The organism is Enterococcus sp. JM9B (assembly GCF_009933265.1).
Taxonomy (GTDB): Bacteria; Bacillota; Bacilli; order Lactobacillales; family Enterococcaceae; genus Enterococcus_C; species Enterococcus_C songbeiensis.
Genome location: NZ_MAEK01000034.1, coordinates 171,148 through 191,573 on the forward strand (window position 1 = coordinate 171,148; position 20,426 = coordinate 191,573).

Sequence of the window (20,426 nt, forward strand, 5' to 3'; positions counted from 1 at the left end):
TGTGAGTCTTTTAAGTCGTATTTCCTTGTTCGTTACGTATACTCATTACTTCTCTTGTTGATTGTTTCTCAACCAGTTGATACGCATTCACTATTCGTCTTACTTCACACATATAAATCTAGGTGAATTTTGTACGTCTAACATCTTTTACTTGTTTATTCTTCTTAAAACTTTTTCGAGAGTACCTTTCCAACAAATAAGCTTCCTTCCTTACAAACAAAGTATAGCACGGAAATGAAACGCTTTCAAGTTTAAACTCTCGGATTACTGATTGCAAAAAAGGCGACTAGCCTTTATTATGTATAAAGCTCGTTAATTTAGTGAAGAAAGTAGGGAAATGAATGTCAGATGCCATTCGTTATCGTTTAATTAAAAAAGAAAAGCATACCGGTGCCCGTTTAGGTGAATTGATTACCCCTCATGGAACGTTTCCAACACCGATGTTTATGCCCGTAGGAACCCTTGCCACTGTTAAGACCATGTCCCCGGAAGAATTAAAAGAAATGGGTGCCGGCGTCATTTTAAGTAATACGTATCATTTATGGCTGCGTCCCGGCGAAGATATTGTTGAAGAAGCAGGCGGTTTACATAAATTTATGAATTGGGATCAACCGATTTTGACTGATTCCGGCGGTTTTCAAGTGTTCTCTTTGGCCGATATGCGAAATATTGTGGAAGAAGGCGTTCATTTTAGAAATCATTTGAACGGTTCACCCATGTTTCTTTCCCCAGAAAAAGCAATTGGCATCCAAAATAAATTGGGTTCTGATATCATGATGAGCTTTGATGAATGTCCGCCATTTGATGAAAGCTATGACTATGTCAAGCAATCCGTTGAACGGACTTCTCGTTGGGCAGAACGGGGCTTAAAAGCCCACGCCAATCCTGATCGTCAAGGATTATTTGGCATTATTCAAGGTGCTGGCTTTGAAGATTTGCGGCGACAAAGTGCCAAAGAATTGGTAGGTCTTGATTTTCCTGGGTATTCCATCGGAGGTCTGTCAGTAGGAGAACCAAAAGCAGAGATGAATCGGGTGCTGGAATTTACCACGCCATTGATTCCAGAAAACAAGCCTCGTTATTTGATGGGAGTGGGAGCAGCAGATTCCTTGATTGACGGCGTTATTCGCGGAGTAGACATGTTTGACTGTGTATTGCCGACACGAATCGCCCGCAACGGAACCTGTATGACTTCTCGTGGTCGATTAGTCGTGAAAAATGCCCAATATGCGCGGGACTTCCGACCAATTGATGAAAATTGCGATTGTTACACTTGCCGCAATTATTCTCGGGCTTATGTCCGCCATCTGATTAAATGCGATGAAACATTCGGTATGCGCCTAACCTCTTATCATAATCTATACTTCTTATTGGATGTGATGAAAAAAGTTCGCCAAGCAATCATGGATGACAATTTATTGGAATTTCGCCAAGATTTCTTTGAAGCATACGGCTTTAACAAAGAAAATGCCAAAAATTTCTAATATTTTTGGGAAAGTGCTAGTTAAATCAATAGGATTCTGATAAAGTATTTCTTGTGAATGAATTTAAAACGAGGTGAAAAGAATGAGTTCTCCATTTTTTACAATTATCATGTTTGTTGTCCTTTTGGGTGCGTGGTGGATGATGTCTCGATCATCTAAAAAACAACAACAAGAACGTCAAAATACGCTGAATGCTATGAAACCTGGTGATCGTGCGGTAACGATCGGCGGTTTACACGGTGTGATTTCAGAAATCAATGAAGCAGAAAAAACAGTAACTCTTGACTGTGAAGGAATTTATCTAGAATTTGATCGTCAAGCAATCCGTACGATTACTCCTGGTCAACCAACTGTAGATACAGCAGAAACGACAGAAACAGAAAAACCTGCGGATGCACCGCAAGTTGGCCCAACAGACGCTGAATCAACTGAAGAACCTAAAGAATAATCCCCATTGCGGGATTTTTCTTTTTTTGGAGAAAAAAATGAACCAACTAGAAAAAATCTATTTTTATCCAGCCTGCAAACAGAAATTGCGGGAATTTGCTGCGGCTGGGTATTCATCGGTAACAAAAGAAGAATTGCTGCTTTTTTGCCAAAACTATCTTTGGAAAAAGAAGCAGGCGGTTACCTTCCCTCAGAAAAAGCAGTTGTTGCTTGCAACGACGCCCAATGATTTTTTTGATTATCAGCAAATTCAAGCCCAAACACGGCAGCAATCCTCATTGGATGATTTTTCAGATTTATTTTGATAGAACAAAGGCATTGATCCTCAGTGGTTTGAGAATCAATGCCTTTTTTTGAGCCGTTTTCTTTCTGGTAAAAGTAGAAAAAAACTAAGAAATAAAAAAGTTGTGAAAAAAATCACAAAAATTCTTTACAAACAAAAAGGAATAGTGTAATATCATGTATGTGAAATAGTTAACAAATAATTTTAACCAGAAACCGGGAGGAAGACCATGGCTAAAACATTAGATAAAGAAATTAAAACAATTGACGTACAAGCGATGATTGACGAACTTGCTGCAAAAGGAAACATTGCATTGAAGGAAATGGAAGAATTTGATCAAGAAAAAGTAGACCATATTGTGCATGAAATGGCAATGGCAGCTTTAGACAAACATATGCCTCTTGCAAAAATGGCAGTAGAAGAAACCGGTCGCGGCATTTATGAAGACAAAGCAATCAAAAATATGTATGCTTCAGAATATATCTGGAATTCTATCAAACATGACAAAACGGTTGGCGTAATCAATGAAGATAAACAAAAAGGTCTGATCGAAATCGCAGAACCAGTCGGCGTTGTCTGTGGTGTGACACCAACAACCAATCCAACATCAACAACGATTTTTAAAGCAATGATCGCTTTGAAAACACGGAATCCGATTATCTTTGCTTTCCATCCAAGTGCACAAAAATGTTCTGCTGAAGCAGCACGGATCGTTCGTGATGCAGCGATTGCCGCTGGTGCACCAGAAAATTGTGTCCAATGGATCGAACACCCATCGATTGAAGCAACCCAATCTTTAATGAATCATCCGGGAGTAGCCATCGTTCTTGCAACTGGGGGCGCCGGCATGGTGAAATCAGCTTATTCAACTGGAAAGCCAGCGTTAGGCGTTGGACCAGGAAATGTACCAGCTTATATTGAAAAAACAGCGAAAATCAAACGAGCAGTCAACGATTTGATTGTTTCAAAAACGTTTGATAACGGCATGATTTGTGCTTCTGAACAAGCAGTGATCGTGGATAAAGAAATCTATGCAGCAGTAAAAGCTGAATTTCAAGCGCATCAAGTTTACTTTGTTAAACCAAGTGAATTAGGCAAACTTGAAGATGCTGTAATGAACGAAGGAAAATACGCAGTAAATCCAGCAATCGTTGGTCATTCTGCTATCGATATCGCAAAATTAGCAGGAATCAAAGTTCCGGAAGGGACAAAATTATTGATTGCTGAACTTGAAGGCGTGGGCGCTGATTACCCATTATCTCGTGAAAAACTTTCTCCAGTATTGGCAATGATGAAAGCTGACACAACGGCACATGCGTTAGACCTATGCGAAGCAATGTTGAATCTTGGCGGATTGGGACATACAGCGGTGATCCATTCAGAAGACGAAGACCTGCAACTAAAATTCGGTTTACGAATGAAAGCTTGCCGGATCTTAGTAAACACCCCATCAGCAGAAGGCGGAATCGGAAACATCTACAATGAAATGATTCCATCACTGACATTAGGTTGCGGCTCTTACGGAAAGAATTCAGTTTCTCGAAACGTATCTGCTGTAAACTTAATTAATGTAAAAACAGTTGCGAAACGGAGAAATAATATGCAATGGTTCAAACTACCGTCAAAAATTTATTTTGAAAAAAATTCCTTATTGTACTTGGAAAAAATGGAAAACGTGGAACGAGTAATGATTGTCTGCGATCCTGGAATGGTTCAATTCGGCTATTGCGATATCGTTCGCGAAGTACTTGCTCGTCGTAAAAATGACGTGAAAATTGAAGTATTCTCTGATGTTGAACCAAACCCATCAACAAATACCGTATATGCCGGAACAAAAACAATGGTAGATTTCCAACCAGATACGATCATTGCTCTTGGTGGCGGGTCCGCAATGGATGCAGCAAAAGGCATGTGGATGTTCTATGAACACCCAGATACTTCATTCTTTGGCGCAAAACAAAAATTCTTGGATATCCGGAAACGGACATACAAAATTGACAAAGCAGTAAAAACACAATTTGTTTGTATCCCAACAACTTCTGGTACAGGTTCAGAAGTAACCCCATTTGCCGTAATCACCGATAGCGAAACGCATGTAAAATACCCATTGGCTGACTACGCGTTGACACCAGATGTTGCCATCGTTGACCCGCAATTTGTTATGTCAGTTCCTGCCTCTGTTACCGCAGATACCGGGATGGACGTATTGACGCATGCCATCGAATCTTATGTTTCGGTTATGGCATCTGATTACACACGAGGGTTGAGTTTACAAGCAATCAAGATCGTCTTTGATTATTTAGAAAAATCTGTGAAGACTCCTGACATGGAATCTCGGGAAAAAATGCACAATGCTTCGACTATGGCTGGAATGGCCTTTGCGAATGCTTTCTTAGGAATCAGTCACTCAATCGCCCACAAAATCGGCGGAGAATACGGAATTCCTCATGGACGGACCAATGCGATTCTTTTACCACACATTATCCGTTACAATGCGAAAGATCCGCAAAAACATGCTATGTTCCCTAAATATGACTATTTCCGCGCTGACACAGATTATGCAGATATCGCTCGCTTCTTAGGGCTAAAAGGCGATACCACTGCTGAATTAGTTGCTGCTTTAGCAAATGCTGTTTATGAGTTGGGAACATCAATCGGTATTGAAATGAACTTGGAAGCACAAGGCGTAACGAAGAAAACGCTGGATGCAACGGTTGACCGGATGGCTGAATTGGCTTACGAAGATCAATGTACAACAGCAAATCCAAAAGAACCATTGATTTCAGAACTAAAACAAATCATCATTGATGCCTACGCAAAATAAATAGTAAAGGAACTGTGACAAGTCTCGCACTACAAGGAGATCTTGTCACAGCCTTTTTTGTACAAAAAGCGACTTGTACTTTGATAAAAAATTGGTATAGTGAAGACACAAAAGAGAAATAGATTAGCAAAAGGGCGGTGTCATATATGGCAACATTGGAAGAAGCAACGAAACAGCTCCAACAGTTGGCTCACACGCAACGACAAATGCACCAGCTATTACAGAGCATGGATAGAAAAAACGAAGCAACACAAACGTTTATTTTTGATTTGACTGATTATACGCAAAGTTTAACCTTGATGACAGATCTGATTCCCGAAGAGGGTACGGCAGAACCAATCACCGTTTCAGAAATCGGCACGGTGGTGTCCCAGCAACGAGAATTATTGATGACACTAAAAGGGTTACTGGCAGAATATCTGCAGACGACACCACAGCCGCCTCTGTGGTTTCAACAAACAAATGGGGGCTTGAGACGAATCGTAGCCAGCATAGATGGAATACTTGAGATGAACGGCTATTTATTGAAGGACAATCACGCCTTTCAACAGGAATACCCAATGGCTGAACAACAAGTAGCACCAAGAAAAGAAAGTTTTTTTAAAAAATTATTTAAAAAATAAACAATCCAACGATAGAAGCCGGAAAATCGGCTTCTATTTTTTTGAAAAAGACTATTTTTTTTGACGAAAGCTTGTTATAATTTTCTTATAAAGAAATAGGAGTGTTTTATATGGAAAATTCTAAACCTTACGGAACAGTCTTGATCCGAGCGGCTCATATCTTAGATTATTTAGCAGATCATCCGGATTTATCCCTGCAGCAGCTCTCCCGAGGAACGGAAATGACCGCTTCCACCACGCTGAAAATTTTAGATACACTCGTTTTGATCGGATATGTCAATAAAAATCAGGATAAAACCTATCGTCTGGGATCGAAATTAATCCGCTATGCCAATAAGAACATCGATCAGTTGGATCTGGTTGAATTGTCCCTACCTTACTTAGAGCAATTACAAAAATCGATTGATGAAACAATCCACTTGGGAATTTTGAACAATGCCGAGATTTTGTACGTCAACAAACTGGAGCCAAAAAATCAAACGATTCGTATGTCGTCAAAAATCGGAATCACCCGGCCGCTTTACAGCTCTGCGATGGGAAAAGCTGTGCTGTCGGAGTTTTCTGAGAGTGATTATCAAGACTATCTTAACCAGCACGAATTAGTAGCTTACACGGAACACACCATCACGAACTCGTTGAAACTGGCAAGTGAACTGAATAAAACCAAAGAATCAAAGGTCGCCTACGATGACGAAGAAATGGAAAAAGATATTTTTTGTATCGGGGCTGCCATCATGAATCAAGAAAAAATTATCGGTGCTTTCAGCGTCAGTATGCCGAAATATCGCTTGAATTCAGATACAGAAGAAAAAATCATTACGAAAATCAAAGAAACAAAAACTGCCATTGAAAAAGAAATCGCAAAAGTCGCCAATTAATTTGTAAAAACCGTTTGCATTTTTAGAAGGTTTACGTATAATGAAGGTATAGATTTCCAATTTGTAAAAATAAATTTCTAAATAAGAAATGAGTGTGAAAGATGAAACGTGTCTCAATTTTATCCCGTCTAGAACAAACAGGTGTTGTTGCCGTCGTTCGTGGGGCAACCAAAGAAGAAGCATTGAAAGCAAGTCATGCTATCGTTGCTGGTGGATTAAAGGGCTTGGAATTAACGTTTACTGTTCCTCAAGCCGACGAAGTAATTAAAGAATTAGTCACTTACTATCAAGACCGTCCCGATGTTGTCGTTGGTGCTGGAACCGTTTTGGATGCAGTAACTGCTCGTTTAGCTATTATGGCCGGTGCAGAATATATCGTCAGCCCAACATTTGACAAAGAAACAGCAGAAATTTGTAATTTGTATCAAATTCCTTATTTACCTGGCTGTATGACGATTACTGAAATGAAAGAAGCCTTGAAGAGTGGAGCAGATATCGTGAAATTGTTCCCAGGCAGTGCGTATGGGCCTAAAATCATTTCAGCATTTAAAGCCCCATTGCCTCAATTAAACATCATGCCTACTGGCGGAGTTGGTTTAGACAATATGGAAGAATGGTTTAAAGCAGGTGTCATCACAGTTGGTGTTGGTGGAAACTTGTTGGCTCCGGCAGCAACAGGTGATTTTGACAAGGTGACGGAAGTTGCGGCACAATATGCAGCAAAATTGGCTGAGATTAGGAGCAAGTAGATGGGAAAAGTTGTAACCTTAGGCGAAATTATGTTGCGTTTGTCTACACAGCAGGGTCTACGGCTAGCACAAAGCGAAGGTTTCGAAGCCCATTATGGCGGAGGCGAAGCCAATGTCGCGATTTCCTTGGCAAACTACGGGCATGAGGTTGCCTTTGCCAGTAAAGTACCAGAAAACTCATTGGGAGAAGCAGTCAAAAGACATTTGCAACGGTACGGTGTAGCCACAAATTTTCTGCTGCAAGGCGGGCCTCGACTGGGTACCTATTATATGGAATCTGGAATTGGCGAACGAGCCGCATCAGTAATTTATGATCGTGCCGGTTCAAGTTTTGCTGGAATGCAGGAAGTTGAATGGGATATGGCAAAACTTTTTGATCACGTGGATATTTTTCATATCTCCGGTATCACACCCGCTCTTTCAGCAAATTGGCGCAAGCTGACCTTGACCTTGATGCAGGCAGCAAAAAAAGCCGGCTGCAAGATCAGCTTTGATATTAATTATCGGGGAAAACTTTGGACACAAAAAGAAGCCGGCGAAACCTTGCAGGACTTATTGCCGTTGGTGGATTATTGTTCTGCAGGTAAAATGGATGCGCTCTATTTGCTGGGAATTCCTGAAATGCCAAAAGAGCAACCGAACGAAGCGATTTATTATTACCAAAAAATGCAGGAAATGTTCCCGAACATCCAAGTATTTTATTCGACGAAACGGGAAGTTTATTCTGCCAGTGCCAATCAACTGATCGGCACATTATGGATGGAAAATCAGTACTATGAATCCCAAGCACATAGGATCGATCCGATCGTTGACCGTGTTGGGGGGGGCGATGCCTTTTCTGGCGGCGTGTTACACGGGTTGCTGAATAAAGATGCTCCACAAAGCATCATCAATTTTGCGACAGCCGCTTCGGCATTGAAACATACAATTCATGGCGACTGCAATCAATTTAGTCAAACGGAAGTCGAAAGCTTTTTAGCTGCCGGCTCTGGAAAAATTATTCGATAGGAGAATGAACATGCAAAATATGGAAACAAGATATACCCACAGTCCAGTAGACATTCGTCACTATTCAACCGAAGAACTGCGTCAAGAATTTTTAGTAGAAAAGGTTTTTGTTCCCGGAGCTATCAGCTTGACCTATACCCACAATGACCGCATGATCTTTGGTGGCGTAACCCCAACAGACAAAGCACTGGAAATCAAATTAGACAAAGAATTAGGTGTTGACTACTTCTTGGAACGTCGTGAATTAGGTGTCATCAATATTGGCGGACCTGGTTTCATTGAAATCGACGGCACCAAAGAAGCCATGAAGAAACAAGATGGCTACTATATCGGGAAAGAAACACAGCACGTGGTTTTCTCCTCAGAAGATGCCGCAAATCCGGCAAAATTCTATATCAGTTCAGTTCCAGCTCATCACAAATATCCAAACGTGAAAATCAGTATTGATGATATTAAACCAATGGAAACCGGTGAAGGCTTGACCTTGAACGAACGGAAAATTTATCAATACATTCATCCAAATATCTGTGAAAGCTGTCAATTACAAATGGGGTACACCATTCTAGAACCAGGCAGCTCATGGAATACAATGCCTTGTCACACCCATGAACGTCGGATGGAAGCCTATGTTTACTTTGATTTCCCAAGTGACGATACCCGTGTTTTCCACATGATGGGCAAACCAGACGAAACCAAACATTTAGTTGTGGATAACGAACAAGCGGTTATTTCACCAAGCTGGTCGATTCACTCCGGTGTCGGTACAAGCAACTATTCCTTTATCTGGGCAATGTGTGGCGAAAATATCACGTATACCGATATGGATATGGTCGCAATGGATCAATTGAAATAAACAATCAAATGAAACGAAAAGAGGGAAAAAGAATGGATTTTACAATGGATATGTTCCGTTTAGACGGAAAAGTTGCACTGGTTACCGGTGCGGTTTACGGTATTGGTTTTGAAATTGCCAAATCATTAGCAGCAGCAGGAGCAACGATCGTTTTTAACAACTTGGATCAAAAATCAGTGGATGAAGGATTGGCCCACTACAAAGAAGTAAACATTGAAGCAAAAGGATATGTCTGTGACGTAACCAATGAAGAAGCAGTTCAAGCAATGGTTAAACAAATCAAAGAAGATGTGGGCTCTGTAGATATTTTGGTGAACAATGCCGGAATCATCAAACGGACACCAATGATCGAAATGGCTGCCGCTGATTTCCGTCAAGTGATCGACGTGGACTTGAATGCACCCTTCATCGTAGCCAAAGCAGTTATTCCTGATATGATCGAAAAAGGAAGCGGTAAAATCATCAATATTTGTTCTATGATGAGTGAATTAGGACGTGAAACAGTCAGTGCCTATGCAGCAGCTAAAGGCGGACTGAAAATGTTAACGAAAAATATTGCGTCTGAATATGGTCAATACAATATCCAATGTAATGGCATTGGCCCTGGCTATATTGCGACACCGCAAACAGCGCCACTACGGGAAACACAAGAAAATGGCGAACGTCATCCATTCGATCAATTCATCGTTGGACGGACACCAGCAGCACGTTGGGGTACACCAACCGATTTAGCTGGTCCAGCAGTTTTCTTAGCTTCTCCTGCTTCTGATTTTGTCAATGGACATATTTTATATGTAGACGGCGGAATCTTAGCTTATATTGGAAAACAACCTTAATAAAATGAAAAAGAAGTCAAAATTCCGCGAGGAGTTTTGACTTCTTTTTTTTTTATCGAAAGGCATAGCTGGTTTGGTCGATCATTCGGCTTTCACACCAGTCTCTGACTTCCCCATGAAAAATCAGCGGAACTGTTTTTAGCTGGTCAACCGTTGTTTTTCCAGTCATCGCGCATAAGAGGCGTACTTCTTCTTGCCACTGTTTGATCAAAGCAATCGTATGCTCTTCCCCGTGGGTCAATAAATCGTTCAAAATTTCGCCGGAAATACCTACCGCAGAGGCGCCCAGACACAAGGCTTTGAAGATGTCGTACGCATTACGGATGCCACCGGAAGCAACCGTGGTGAAGTGTTGATTGATCTCGTTGGCTTCCAACAAGGAGATCACAGTGGATTGTCCCCAATTGTCCAGATACGCCAATTCCCGTTTTTTCCGCCGGGCATTTTCAATTTGGGTGAAACTTGTTCCACCGGTGCCGCTGACATCAACGGTTTGGACGCCGACAGAAACCAACTTTTGAATGGTTTCTCGGGTCATGCCAAAGCCGACTTCTTTGACCAATAGAGGAATCGAAAGATGATTCGCCAGCTTTTCAATATTTTTCAGCCAAAAAAACGCACGATCTCCTTCAGGCATCACTAATTCCTGCGGAGCGTTAAGATGCAGCTGCAACCCATCTGCGGGAAAGAGGTCCAAGGCTTGCTGGGCTTTTTCCAATGCAACTCCTGCACCAAGGTTGATTAAAATTTTTCCTTGCGGATATTCTTCCCGCATAACGGTATAGCTGGACAATAGGTCGGAATCTTTTAAGGCCGCACTGATAGAACCAGTGGCAATCAGTAAATCGGTCTCTCTAGCGACAATCGCCAGTTTCCGATTGATTTCCTTGGTCTTTTCACTGCCGCCGGTCATGGCATTGATATAAAAAGGAGAGGAAAGTTCATAGCCCAGTAAATTGGTTCGTAAATCAACGGCCTCAAGGGAACTTTCCGGCAGGGCGTTATGAAGAAGCCGGACAGAATCAAAATCATTTTCTCTTGGTTTATGAAACGCCTTGGCTAATGAAACGTGTTCATCTTTTCGATTCATCGGAAGTCCTTTCTTGGTAGTGATAAACGTGAAGGGGAAGCGGCGTAATCGCAGCCTTTTCCCAAGCACTCATCAATGGTAAAATCCCTGATTTTTGATCGGTGATTACGATGCCGCAGTCTCCACCGCCAGCACCTGAAGATTTAGCGGTACCGCCGTAAGTTTCCGCCAAGTCACAAAGCTTTTTCAGCGCAGGTGTTTCAATGATAACCCCGGTAATTGATGAAAGCTGATTTAGCAACTGTCGGTTTTGATGAATCATTTGTTTGATGCAGGCTACATTTTGAGTTTTAAAGCCTTGGATCATCGCAGTGACACAGGCTTTACTTTCAGCTAAAAATTGGGCATAGGCTTTTTGCTTTTCTTCTTTTGATTCATGAACTTGGTCGACTAAATCCGAAGTAGAAGCCGGGCTGCCGGTCCAACCAATCAATAAGCGCATTTTTTTCGGTACGGGCAAGGATTGGATTGACAGATAAGGCCAATCGGTGTGCAGCAATTCTGCTAAGGACAGTTGTTTTTTTTGTTGCCGTACCCATAAATGGTCAAAAGTGGAAAAGGCAATCCAACCACCGTAACAGCTGGCGGCGATATCTCCGCAGGAGCCATTGCCTTGCACATCTAAATGGGCAAGGGCGGCGATTTTGAAGATTTCCATTTGACTGAGATGCAACTCATAGAAACTATTTAGCGCTTTGACGGTGGCTACAGTTACGGCGCCGCTGGAACCAAGTCCGTATTTACGACCGTTGGAGCTGTCCAGCTCACTGGTTACTTTTAAATCATAAAAAGAAAGTGCAACTGCATTTTCTTGGGCATATTTTTCTGTTAAACGAATCGCCGCTAAGATGTAATGAAAGGGATTTTCCCGAATATCTAAGGTTAATTCACCATTACGACGGGTCCAGCGAATCGGCAATTCACTGTATTGTGCCGATTGGATACTACCGTTTTTTTTGGCTGGCTCAATAGTCACCGTGATAAATTGATCAACGGCCGCGATGATGGCGGGATGACCTGGTTCAACGACGGCATATTCACCAGCGATGTATAATTTGCCGGGGGCTGTGACTCCGATCATTTGAATGCTCCTTCAATCGTTTGGATTCCTGTTCCAGCGTAAGCAGTGATGACTTGCTGCTCACTGAAAATTTCTTGTAATGCGGCGGTAATTTTTGCCACATGTTGGCGTTGACAAAGAACTTTGACGTTCGGGCCGGCATCCATAGTGAAGTAGCAGGGAATCCCTTTTTTACGCAAGTCTCTGACTGCATTCATTGCCGTCAAACTTTGAGGCGACCAATAGGTGAATGGTGGTTGAGCGGCTAAAGTCGTCCCGTGCATTTTTAATCCATTGGCTTCCATGACTTCACCAAGCTGTTGGAAATTTTTTTGATGAATCGCTTGTTTTAATTGGTGCAAATCGTCATCAACAGTTGCCAACCAACCGGGATAAAAGCTGGAAGTAGCGACCGTTCGTTTCATACCGTCACGACTGGAAACATCTTTTTGCTGGTCATTGATCAAAACAAAAACCATGGCTAATTCTTTTTCCCAACCCGCCGCCTCGATTGGTTGAGCGAAGGAAGTTTCATCGGAGTTTCCTTTTTCCCATTCGACAAAACCACCGAAAATACTCCGACATGCCGATCCAGAACCGCGACGAGCTAAGCGCGACAAATCTTTATCGTTTAGTTTCATCTGTAGGGCTTCGTTGCAGGCGCCGGCTAGGGCAGCCAATCCGCTGGCAGAAGAAGCCAATCCAGCGGCGGTGGGAACAAAATTATGACTTTCTACCTTTGCAAAAAAGGGAGAGCCGGCTTGTTTTCTAACCAATGTTAAAAAATCGCTGACTTTTTTTGTTCCTTTGGCACTTTGTTCGAGGCCATCCAAATAAAAAGTATCAGCAGAATATTCTTCGGAAAAACAAACCGTTGTTTCAGTATAAAAAGCGTCCAGTGTCAAGGACAGACTATTGTTCATTGGTAAAATCAGTTCTTCATTTTTTTTGCCCCAATATTTTATCAGCGCAATATTGGTATACGCCCGGGCACTTCCCTTATACATGTTGATAAACTCCTAATTCTTGGACCCAGGTCGCAGTTGCCCCTTGGTCGCTTAATTTTTTCGCAATGTTTTGCGCCTGCGTTTGATCGGCTGCTAATGCAATCAAGCACCCTCCACGACCGCCACCGGTCAATTTAGCTCCTAATGCGCCGGCGGTTCGGGCAGTTTCAATCAAGTGATCTAATGTTCCATCGCTGACCTGCAAAGCCTGTAATGCGGTTTGCGCCAAGTTCATCACCTCTCCTAGAACTAACGGCTGGTTTTTACTGATGGCCTCTTTGGCTCTTTCTGCTAAACTTCCCAGTTGTTGAATGGTGTGGGCAGTTTCCTGTCGATTTTGTTCAAAGGCTTGAGCAACTGCACGAACGGTATCACGGGTACGTCCTTTTTTTCCCGTATCGGCAACAACAAGGCACGCATCAATATTTAATAGAAATTCCTGAAAAGGTGCGCCCTTTTGAAAATAAATCGGCATTTCGCCGCTGGTCGCCGCTCCGTCAATACCGCTGGGGTTGCCGTGGGCGATTTTTTCTGATTGATTGACATAATAAAGCAGCGTCGATTTATCCAGCGGCAGATTTAGCCAATCGAAAAAAGCACGAGTGATCGCCACTGCTGTTGCAGCGCTGGAACCCATTCCCCGTTCAGCAGGGATCGTGCTTTCTAAAGTTAATGTCAGATTTGGTGCAGAATATTTCTGCTTTAATGTTTGCAGCAGATGTTTGATATTTTTTAAGGCAGAAGGAGCATTTTTCAGCTGCCCATTATAATAGACAGAAAATAAGGTATCTTCCCTGTCTTCTGTGATCGTAGCTTGGATACAGGCTGCTTTAAAAGGGAAGGCGATTGCCGGTTCACCGTAAATAACGGAATGTTCACCCATTAAAATGATTTTTCCATTGGCGATCCCCGTACCGCGTGTCTTCATTTCTTGACCCCTTTTCTTAAAAAAATAATTATTGATAGATAATATTGAACTAAAAAATGACTCTTGCCTGTCTATTCTACTAAATAAATTTGCATCCGTTAATAGATTATAAAAAAATCACGATTTTTTACGGTATTTCTTAATAATTTTTTTGAAAAACTAGCCTATTTTTTACTTGTTTTTTTGATACTGATACTATATATTGGGTGATGTACTTATTGAAGTAAGTGAAAAATACAATATTTAGTGATGAAGTGAGTTGGAGGTCTATGAGCGTGATAGTTTTAGCGGGTACCATCGGAGCAGGTAAATCCAGCCTGACAGCTATGTTGTCAGATTATTTGAATAGTGAAGCTTTTTATGAATCAGTAGATGATAATGAAGTCTTGCCTTTGTTTTATGCAGATCCAAATAAATATGCATTTTTGCTGCAAATTTATTTTTTAAACAAACGGTTTGAATTGATCAAACGGGCATTGACGAATGAAAACAATGTATTGGATCGTTCGATTTATGAAGATTCGTTGCTGTTTCATCTGAATGCTGATTTGGGACGGGCAACAGACACGGAAGTACGGGTCTATGATGAATTGCTGGCAAATATGTTGGAAGAATTGCCTTATGCCGCTCATAAAAAACATCCGGATCTGCTGGTGCACATTCGGGTATCCTTCGAAACGATGTTGGCACGTATCCAAAAACGTGGGCGGGAATATGAACAATTAGAATTCGACCCAACCTTATACGATTACTACAAAGAATTAAATCGCCGCTACGATCAATGGTTTGAAGACTATAACGAAAGTCCGAAAATTCAAATTGACGGCGACAAATATAATTTTGTTGAAGATCCGCAAGCCGCTGAGATGGTTTTGAAAATGATCGATGAAAAGATTGCTGAAACACGCCAATTACAAGCAGCAGGATAACTAAGTAACGGATTCCTCCAAATACCGCCAAATGGTTCAAAGTAGCCATTTTGGTCGTTTTTGGAGGTTTTTTTGTTATTCTGTTTAAGAAAGGGAGCGAGAAAAGTGGAACAAACACGCAGATTTAATCAGGAAAAATCAATCTGGATCCATGTCAACCAACAAGACACAGCAGAGATCCGTAAGTTACAAAGTCAATACCAAATCAGCGATGAAATGCTGCGGTATTCTTTGGATAAAAATGAACGGGCCCGAGTGGAATATGATTCCGAGGAGTCGGCATTTCTTTTGGTGTTCAATGTTCCTCATCAGGAAAAGGAGGACAATCACTATGAAGCCAGTCCCATGACCTTCATCATCAAAGAAAATTGCGTTTTTTCCTTCGCTTCTGAGCAGACGGACTACATTCAACCGCTAATGGCTTCAATTTTGCAAAAAATGCCGGAACAAAGCCAGTTTAACTTTCTGTTCCATACATTGTTTTTGATTGCCGATGCCTTCTTTCCGCTGATCGAAGAAGTCAATGGGCAACGTGTCCGGCTGAATAAACGATTACGAGAAAAGACGACCAATAAAAATTTATTGGAGCTTTCAGATTTAGAGGTCGGTTTGGTTTATTTAGTGACGGCGACCAAACAAAATGCTGTCTTACTGCAACAAATCAAAGCCTTGAGCTTTTTCCGACAATTAAACGCCACAGAACAAGAACAGTTAGATGATGCATTAATCGAAGCACAACAAGCTGTAGAGATGACACAATTAGCTTCTCAGGTATTGGAGCAGCTTTCCGGGGCATACAATAATCTATTGAACAATAATCTGAATGACACGATGAAATTTTTGACTTTGTGGTCACTGATGCTGACGGTGCCGACAATTGTTACCGGCTTTTTCGGTATGAATATGCCGCTGCCGTTTTCAAAATCAGCATTTGGCTGGGGAATCGTCGTTTTAATCAGCTTGTTTCTAGCTATTTGGATGTTTATCGGTTTTTGGCGGCGGATTCGCTGATTAGACAATCACCAATCCGAGACCGGCAGCAATCGTAAGGGCTTGTTCTTGATTGACGATTAGACCTGTCATGTGTTCCTGAGATAAGGCAATCTTGTCGAAAGTATTAGTAGTAAAGTCCAGACCGTTAAGGGGCGTGCGAAACCAATTGCTGCCGGTCAATTTATTTTTCGTCAGAGTCAGTTGTTTCCAGTTGATTTCATAAAATTCACTGTCTACCAATTGACAGTCGCTAAAATCAACCGTTTTTAAATTGGTATTGCTGAAAGAAGCGAAGGTGGCTACGCAATTGCTGAAGGTACAGTCCCGCAGAAAACTTTCGGCAAAATTCGTGCCGATTAGTTTGCATTGGTCGAACCATACTTGATGGAAACTGCCGGCAAGCCATTCCAAATTAGAAAAATCACAATTTTTAAAAAGAACATTACTACATTCAAAACGTTCCAAACGGGTCTTTTGCATAGTGATCCGTTCGAGTTTTGTGTCCCGCAAAATCAAGTTATTACAAGTTAGATAGCTGTAGTCCAGATTGCTGGCGGACAAGCCTTCAAACATCATTTCATCCTCTAAATAAAAGTCGGATGTAACCGGTTCGGTGAGTTGGGGCTTGATTGGTGTTTTCTTTTTCAATATTTTTTCCTCCTGGAAGGTTTATTGGTGTAAATAATAGCAAATCTTGCAAAAAATGTCACTTTTTTAAAGAAAAGTCTTAAAAACTGACATGTGAAAAAATTTTCTAGAGAAATTCTTAAGAAATTTATTGCTTGATATATCAATCGTTTGAAAGATAACGTTTTTTATTTTTAGAGCAAGAAGGATTCACAAGCAAAAAGATGGCTTTGTGACGGATTGTGCAATAAAATGAAACCGCAATCAACTAGAGGAGGAATTTTTTTTATGACAAAGACAGTTATTGTCGGCGCAAATCACGCTGGGATCGCCGCAGCGAATACTTTATTGGACAACTTTGAAGAGCAAGAGGTCGTAATGATCGACCGCAATACGAATCTAAGCTATCTTGGCTGTGGGACTGCCTTATGGGTTGGTCGCCAAATTGATTCTTATGAAGGACTTTTCTATACAAAACGAGAAGATTTTGAAGCAAAAGGCGCTAAAATGTATATGGAAACGGTGGTCAATGAGATTGATTTTGACAAGAAAGAAGTCCATTGCCAAACAAAAGACGGTGAAACCTTTACAGAAACCTATGACAAATTGGTGTTAGCAACCGGTTCAGTTCCTATTTCACCAAAAGTTCCTGGACGGGAATTACAAAATATCCATTTCTTGAAGCGATTCCAAGATGGTCAAGTTGTGGATAAGGAATTGGGTGCGGAAGAAGTAAAAAATGTTGCCGTTATCGGAGCCGGCTATATCGGAGTTGAAATCGCCGAAGCTGCAAAACGCCGTGGCAAAAATGTGCTGCTGTTTGATATGGCGGAACGTTCTCTGCCTAGCTATTATGACAAATGGTTCACCGATGACATGGACAAAAATTTGGCTGAGCATGGTATCGAACTTCATTTAGGTGAAGTTGCCAAAGAATACAAAGGAACTGAAAAAGTGGAAGCCGTTGTGACAGATAAGGGAGAATATCCTGTTGATTTAGTCATTAACGCCATCGGTTTTTTACCAAATAATGAATTAGGCAAAAACCATTTGGAATTGTTTGCAAATGGTGCATATCTTGTGGATCGTCACCAACAAACAAGTGACCCAGATGTCTACGCAGTGGGAGACTGTGCAACAATCTATTCCAACGCATTGCAAAAGACCACGTATATTGCCTTGGCAACCAATGCCGTTCGTTCCGGATTAGTTGCCGGTTACAATATCGGTGGAGCACAGGTTGCTTCTGAAGGCGTGCAAGGCTCAAACGGCATCTCGATTTTCGGCTTTAACATGGTTTCGACTGGCTTATCCGTAGAAGCTGCTGAAAAAAATGGACTGACAGTCAAATATACAGACTTTGAAGATTTGCAACGCCCTGGATTTATGAAACACAATGCAAATGTAAAAATCAGAATCGTTTATGAGGCAGAAACCCGCCGAGTAGTAGGTGCGCAGTTGTCTTCGACAGAAGATATTTCTATGGTGATCCACATGTTCTCCTTAGCCATTTCAGAACAAGTGACTATCGATAAACTGAAACTATTGGATATTTTCTTCCTGCCTCACTTCAACCAACCGTATAATTATATTACGATGGCAGCTTTGTCCGCAAAATAAGCAACCTACCAGTTTGGAAAATGGCTACATTTTTCAAACTGGTATTTTTTTTCTTCTTAGCAGATAATGAAAAAAAGGAGAGTGGCAAATGGATTACCAACGGATGACTGAAACACACGCAGCAGATTTACGCCTGCCTAATGATACCTTTGAACTGTTCGGTCGCATGATCGTTAGTCGAATAGAGGAAGAATGGCAATACCGAACAGTTTTTTTTGATACCGTTGAAACGATGGTTTTTCCGGATGAGAACTACACGTATAAAGAAGTGAATGAAAAAGGCTTTGCCGTCGGTGCCTATGATGGGAAAAACTGCATTGGTTTGGCGATTTTTGAACATCACTGGGCAGGGTATGCCTACTTGCAGGATTTAAAAGTTAACAAGGCGTATCGAAAACAAGGTGTCGCAGGAGAATTGATTGCAAAGGGGCTTGAACTTGCCAAAGAAAACGGCTATCACGGTTTATTTACCATCGGACAGGATAATAATTTGGCGGCTTGTCTTTTCTATCTCAAACAAGGGTTTGTGATCGGTGGTTTGAACACGAAAAGCTACCAACATACACAACAAGAAGGCAAGTCGGATATTTATTTTTATTTGGAAGGATAGGAAGATTTTTGTTGTTTTCATGAAAATGAGTTGACAAGAAACAAGAAAAATAGTATGATGTTAAAGTTGAGAAATGAAAGCAGAAGCACCCGCTTCTCGCCTTAGTGAGGAAATTACTGGGCAGAATAGTAATTCATCTATTGAAGATGAGCTGCGTGCGGGTTCTGAAAAGAACTCGTTTTTTTATTGCAAAATTTCCTTGTGAAATCCTGCAAGCTTTTCTTTCTCGCATAAAACTTGGAGGTGAATGACCATAGCAAAGGATATGATGGTAAACGACGGCATTCGTGCGCGTGAGTTGCGTTTGATCGATCAAAATGGCGAACAATTAGGAGTAAAAACAAAGGCAGAAGCATTGCAAATTGCAGAACAAGCAAATTTGGATGTTGTGCTGGTTGCTCCCGGTGCGAAACCACCAGTTGCTCGGATTATGGATTACGGGAAGTACCGTTTTGAACAACAGAAAAAAGACCGTGAAGCTCGTAAGAAACAAAAAGTGATCAACATTAAAGAAGTTCGCTTAAGTCCAACAATCGACATCAATGATTTCAATACAAAACTTCGTAATGCACGCAAATTCCTAGAAAAAGGGGACAAAGTGAAAGCTTCGATCCGTTTCAAAGGTCGTGCCATTACCCATAAAGATATTGGTCAGAAAGTCCTTGATCGTTTAGCTGAGGAAACTGCCGATGTAGCGACAGTTGAGCAAAAAGCGAAAATGGACGGACGCAGCATGTTCTTAGTTTTAGCCCCTAAAGGTGAAAAATAAGAACCGCGAGTCAGTCAAACGTTAGATATGGAAAATTTTGAGGATGTAGGTTTAGCTGTTGTCTTTTAGTTGAACTATATGCGAAATGAAATGTAGGAGGAAATTAGTTATGCCAAAACAAAAAACACACCGCGGATTAGCAAAGCGCGTCAAACGTACTGGTAACGGCGGATTAAAGAGATTCCGTGCCTTCACAAGCCACCGTTTTCATGGGAAAACAAAAAAACAACGCCGTCAATTGCGTAAAGCAAGTATGGTATCTTCTGGCGATTACAAACGTATCCGTCAACAATTATCCCGCATGAAATAATTGCGTACCCATTGCTTTGCAAAATGAAAAATTCAAATCAGAAAGATTTATTAGGAGGAATTAAACATGGCACGTGTTAAAGGTGGAACAGTAACTCGTAAACGTCGTAAAAAAGTGCTTAAATTAGCAAAGGGTTACTACGGTTCTAAACATACCCTATTTAAAACATCAAAAGAACAAGTAATGAAATCATATAGCTACGCATACCGCGATCGTCGTCAAAAGAAACGCGACTTCCGTAAATTGTGGATTGCTCGTATCAACGCAGCAGCTCGTATGAATGGCTTAAGCTACTCAAAATTGATGCACGGCTTGAAATTAGCTGAAATCGACATCAACCGTAAAATGTTGGCTGACTTAGCTGTCAACGATGCAGCAGCATTTACTGCATTGGCTGACCAAGCGAAAGATGCATTAGCTAAATAATTAGGCTCTTTGTCAAATAGTGTTGTTTTGAATTAAATCTGGAAAAGAGAGCATTCCGGTGTTCTCTTTTTT

General features: G+C 41.3%; 22 protein-coding genes and 1 other annotated feature. Of the genes, 17 read left to right on the top strand and 5 right to left on the bottom strand.

Annotated features, from left to right (window positions below; genetic code table 11):
• The first annotated feature begins 341 nt into the window (after nt 1–341).
• From tgt to BAU16_RS11610, 10 genes are all read left to right on the top strand, one after another.
• Nucleotides 342–1,484 carry a tRNA guanosine(34) transglycosylase Tgt gene (tgt, locus tag BAU16_RS11565; protein WP_048604420.1) on the top strand — a complete coding sequence of 381 codons (1,143 nt, stop codon included), beginning with the start codon at nt 342–344 and terminating at the stop codon, nt 1,482–1,484.
• An 82-nt stretch (nt 1,485–1,566) separates the two neighbouring features.
• Nucleotides 1,567–1,932, top strand: coding sequence for a preprotein translocase subunit YajC (gene yajC / locus BAU16_RS11570; protein ID WP_048604419.1), 366 nt, complete (start codon nt 1,567–1,569; stop codon nt 1,930–1,932).
• A 37-nt stretch (nt 1,933–1,969) separates the two neighbouring features.
• The gene (locus tag BAU16_RS11575) at nt 1,970–2,236 is read left to right on the top strand and encodes a post-transcriptional regulator (RefSeq protein ID WP_048604418.1); all 267 of its coding nucleotides are present in this window, start codon (nt 1,970–1,972) and stop codon (nt 2,234–2,236) included.
• A gap of 207 nt (nt 2,237–2,443) precedes the next feature.
• Nucleotides 2,444–5,038: a bifunctional acetaldehyde-CoA/alcohol dehydrogenase gene (gene adhE / locus BAU16_RS11580; RefSeq protein WP_161527132.1), complete on the top strand. Its 2,595-nt coding sequence runs from the start codon at nt 2,444–2,446 to the stop codon at nt 5,036–5,038.
• 146 nt (nt 5,039–5,184) lie between these two features.
• On the top strand, nt 5,185–5,661 hold the full coding sequence (locus BAU16_RS11585) for a hypothetical protein (RefSeq protein ID WP_048604416.1): 477 nt from the start codon (nt 5,185–5,187) through the stop codon (nt 5,659–5,661).
• 110 nt (nt 5,662–5,771) lie between these two features.
• Nucleotides 5,772–6,539 carry an IclR family transcriptional regulator gene (locus BAU16_RS11590; RefSeq protein WP_137604790.1) on the top strand — a complete coding sequence of 256 codons (768 nt, stop codon included), beginning with the start codon at nt 5,772–5,774 and terminating at the stop codon, nt 6,537–6,539.
• 101 nt (nt 6,540–6,640) lie between these two features.
• Nucleotides 6,641–7,288, top strand: coding sequence for a bifunctional 4-hydroxy-2-oxoglutarate aldolase/2-dehydro-3-deoxy-phosphogluconate aldolase (locus tag BAU16_RS11595; RefSeq protein WP_137604789.1), 648 nt, complete (start codon nt 6,641–6,643; stop codon nt 7,286–7,288).
• The gene (locus BAU16_RS11600) at nt 7,289–8,296 is read left to right on the top strand and encodes a sugar kinase (protein WP_161527133.1); all 1,008 of its coding nucleotides are present in this window, start codon (nt 7,289–7,291) and stop codon (nt 8,294–8,296) included. It abuts the gene before it with no gap.
• Between the two features lie 10 nt (nt 8,297–8,306).
• Nucleotides 8,307–9,149 (top strand): 5-dehydro-4-deoxy-D-glucuronate isomerase, encoded by an 843-nt coding sequence (kduI, locus tag BAU16_RS11605; protein WP_048604412.1) that lies wholly within the window; start codon nt 8,307–8,309, stop codon nt 9,147–9,149.
• 32 nt (nt 9,150–9,181) lie between these two features.
• Nucleotides 9,182–9,985, top strand: a complete 804-nt coding sequence (locus BAU16_RS11610; RefSeq protein WP_048604411.1) for a gluconate 5-dehydrogenase — start codon at nt 9,182–9,184, stop codon at nt 9,983–9,985.
• A gap of 52 nt (nt 9,986–10,037) precedes the next feature.
• Here BAU16_RS11610 and fni read toward each other — a convergent pair whose 3' ends face one another.
• From fni to mvk, 4 genes are read right to left on the bottom strand one after another with little or no spacing between them, the layout of a single operon-like run.
• Nucleotides 10,038–11,075, bottom strand: a complete 1,038-nt coding sequence (gene fni, locus BAU16_RS11615) for a type 2 isopentenyl-diphosphate Delta-isomerase (protein ID WP_161527134.1) — start codon at nt 11,073–11,075, stop codon at nt 10,038–10,040.
• Nucleotides 11,059–12,156: a phosphomevalonate kinase gene (locus tag BAU16_RS11620; RefSeq protein ID WP_161527135.1), complete on the bottom strand. Its 1,098-nt coding sequence runs from the start codon at nt 12,154–12,156 to the stop codon at nt 11,059–11,061. The genes fni and BAU16_RS11620 overlap by 17 nt, the downstream gene beginning before the upstream one ends.
• Complete coding sequence (gene mvaD, locus BAU16_RS11625) at nt 12,153–13,142, bottom strand: diphosphomevalonate decarboxylase (RefSeq protein ID WP_137604785.1); 990 nt, start codon at nt 13,140–13,142, stop codon at nt 12,153–12,155. The genes BAU16_RS11620 and mvaD overlap by 4 nt, the downstream gene beginning before the upstream one ends.
• Complete coding sequence (gene mvk / locus BAU16_RS11630) at nt 13,135–14,070, bottom strand: mevalonate kinase (RefSeq protein WP_048604407.1); 936 nt, start codon at nt 14,068–14,070, stop codon at nt 13,135–13,137. Before mvk ends, mvaD begins: the two co-directional genes overlap by 8 nt.
• Nucleotides 14,071–14,339: 269 nt before the next feature.
• On the opposite strand from mvk, the gene BAU16_RS11635 reads away from it, so the two are divergent.
• Together BAU16_RS11635 and BAU16_RS11640 are read left to right on the top strand one after the other, a co-directional pair.
• On the top strand, nt 14,340–14,999 hold the full coding sequence (locus tag BAU16_RS11635) for a deoxynucleoside kinase (RefSeq protein ID WP_048604406.1): 660 nt from the start codon (nt 14,340–14,342) through the stop codon (nt 14,997–14,999).
• 105 nt (nt 15,000–15,104) lie between these two features.
• Nucleotides 15,105–16,010 (top strand): magnesium transporter CorA family protein, encoded by a 906-nt coding sequence (locus BAU16_RS11640; protein WP_161527136.1) that lies wholly within the window; start codon nt 15,105–15,107, stop codon nt 16,008–16,010.
• Here BAU16_RS11640 and BAU16_RS11645 read toward each other — a convergent pair whose 3' ends face one another.
• On the bottom strand, nt 16,011–16,640 hold the full coding sequence (locus BAU16_RS11645; protein WP_237579243.1) for a pentapeptide repeat-containing protein: 630 nt from the start codon (nt 16,638–16,640) through the stop codon (nt 16,011–16,013).
• Between the two features lie 267 nt (nt 16,641–16,907).
• On the opposite strand from BAU16_RS11645, the gene nox reads away from it, so the two are divergent.
• From nox to rplT, 5 genes are all read left to right on the top strand, one after another.
• Entirely contained in the window at nt 16,908–18,239 is a 1,332-nt protein-coding gene (gene nox, locus BAU16_RS11650; RefSeq protein ID WP_048604403.1) for a H2O-forming NADH oxidase, read from the top strand.
• Between the two features lie 88 nt (nt 18,240–18,327).
• Nucleotides 18,328–18,849 (top strand): GNAT family N-acetyltransferase, encoded by a 522-nt coding sequence (locus tag BAU16_RS11655; RefSeq protein ID WP_137604784.1) that lies wholly within the window; start codon nt 18,328–18,330, stop codon nt 18,847–18,849.
• A gap of 71 nt (nt 18,850–18,920) precedes the next feature.
• Nucleotides 18,921–19,042, top strand: a sequence feature (ribosomal protein L20 leader region).
• 54 nt (nt 19,043–19,096) lie between these two features.
• Nucleotides 19,097–19,618, top strand: a complete 522-nt coding sequence (infC, locus tag BAU16_RS11660) for a translation initiation factor IF-3 (RefSeq protein WP_048604401.1) — start codon at nt 19,097–19,099, stop codon at nt 19,616–19,618.
• A 109-nt stretch (nt 19,619–19,727) separates the two neighbouring features.
• Nucleotides 19,728–19,928 carry a 50S ribosomal protein L35 gene (rpmI, locus tag BAU16_RS11665; RefSeq protein ID WP_048604400.1) on the top strand — a complete coding sequence of 67 codons (201 nt, stop codon included), beginning with the start codon at nt 19,728–19,730 and terminating at the stop codon, nt 19,926–19,928.
• Between the two features lie 66 nt (nt 19,929–19,994).
• The gene (gene rplT / locus BAU16_RS11670) at nt 19,995–20,354 is read left to right on the top strand and encodes a 50S ribosomal protein L20 (protein ID WP_137604783.1); all 360 of its coding nucleotides are present in this window, start codon (nt 19,995–19,997) and stop codon (nt 20,352–20,354) included.
• Nucleotides 20,355–20,426 lie beyond the last annotated feature (72 nt).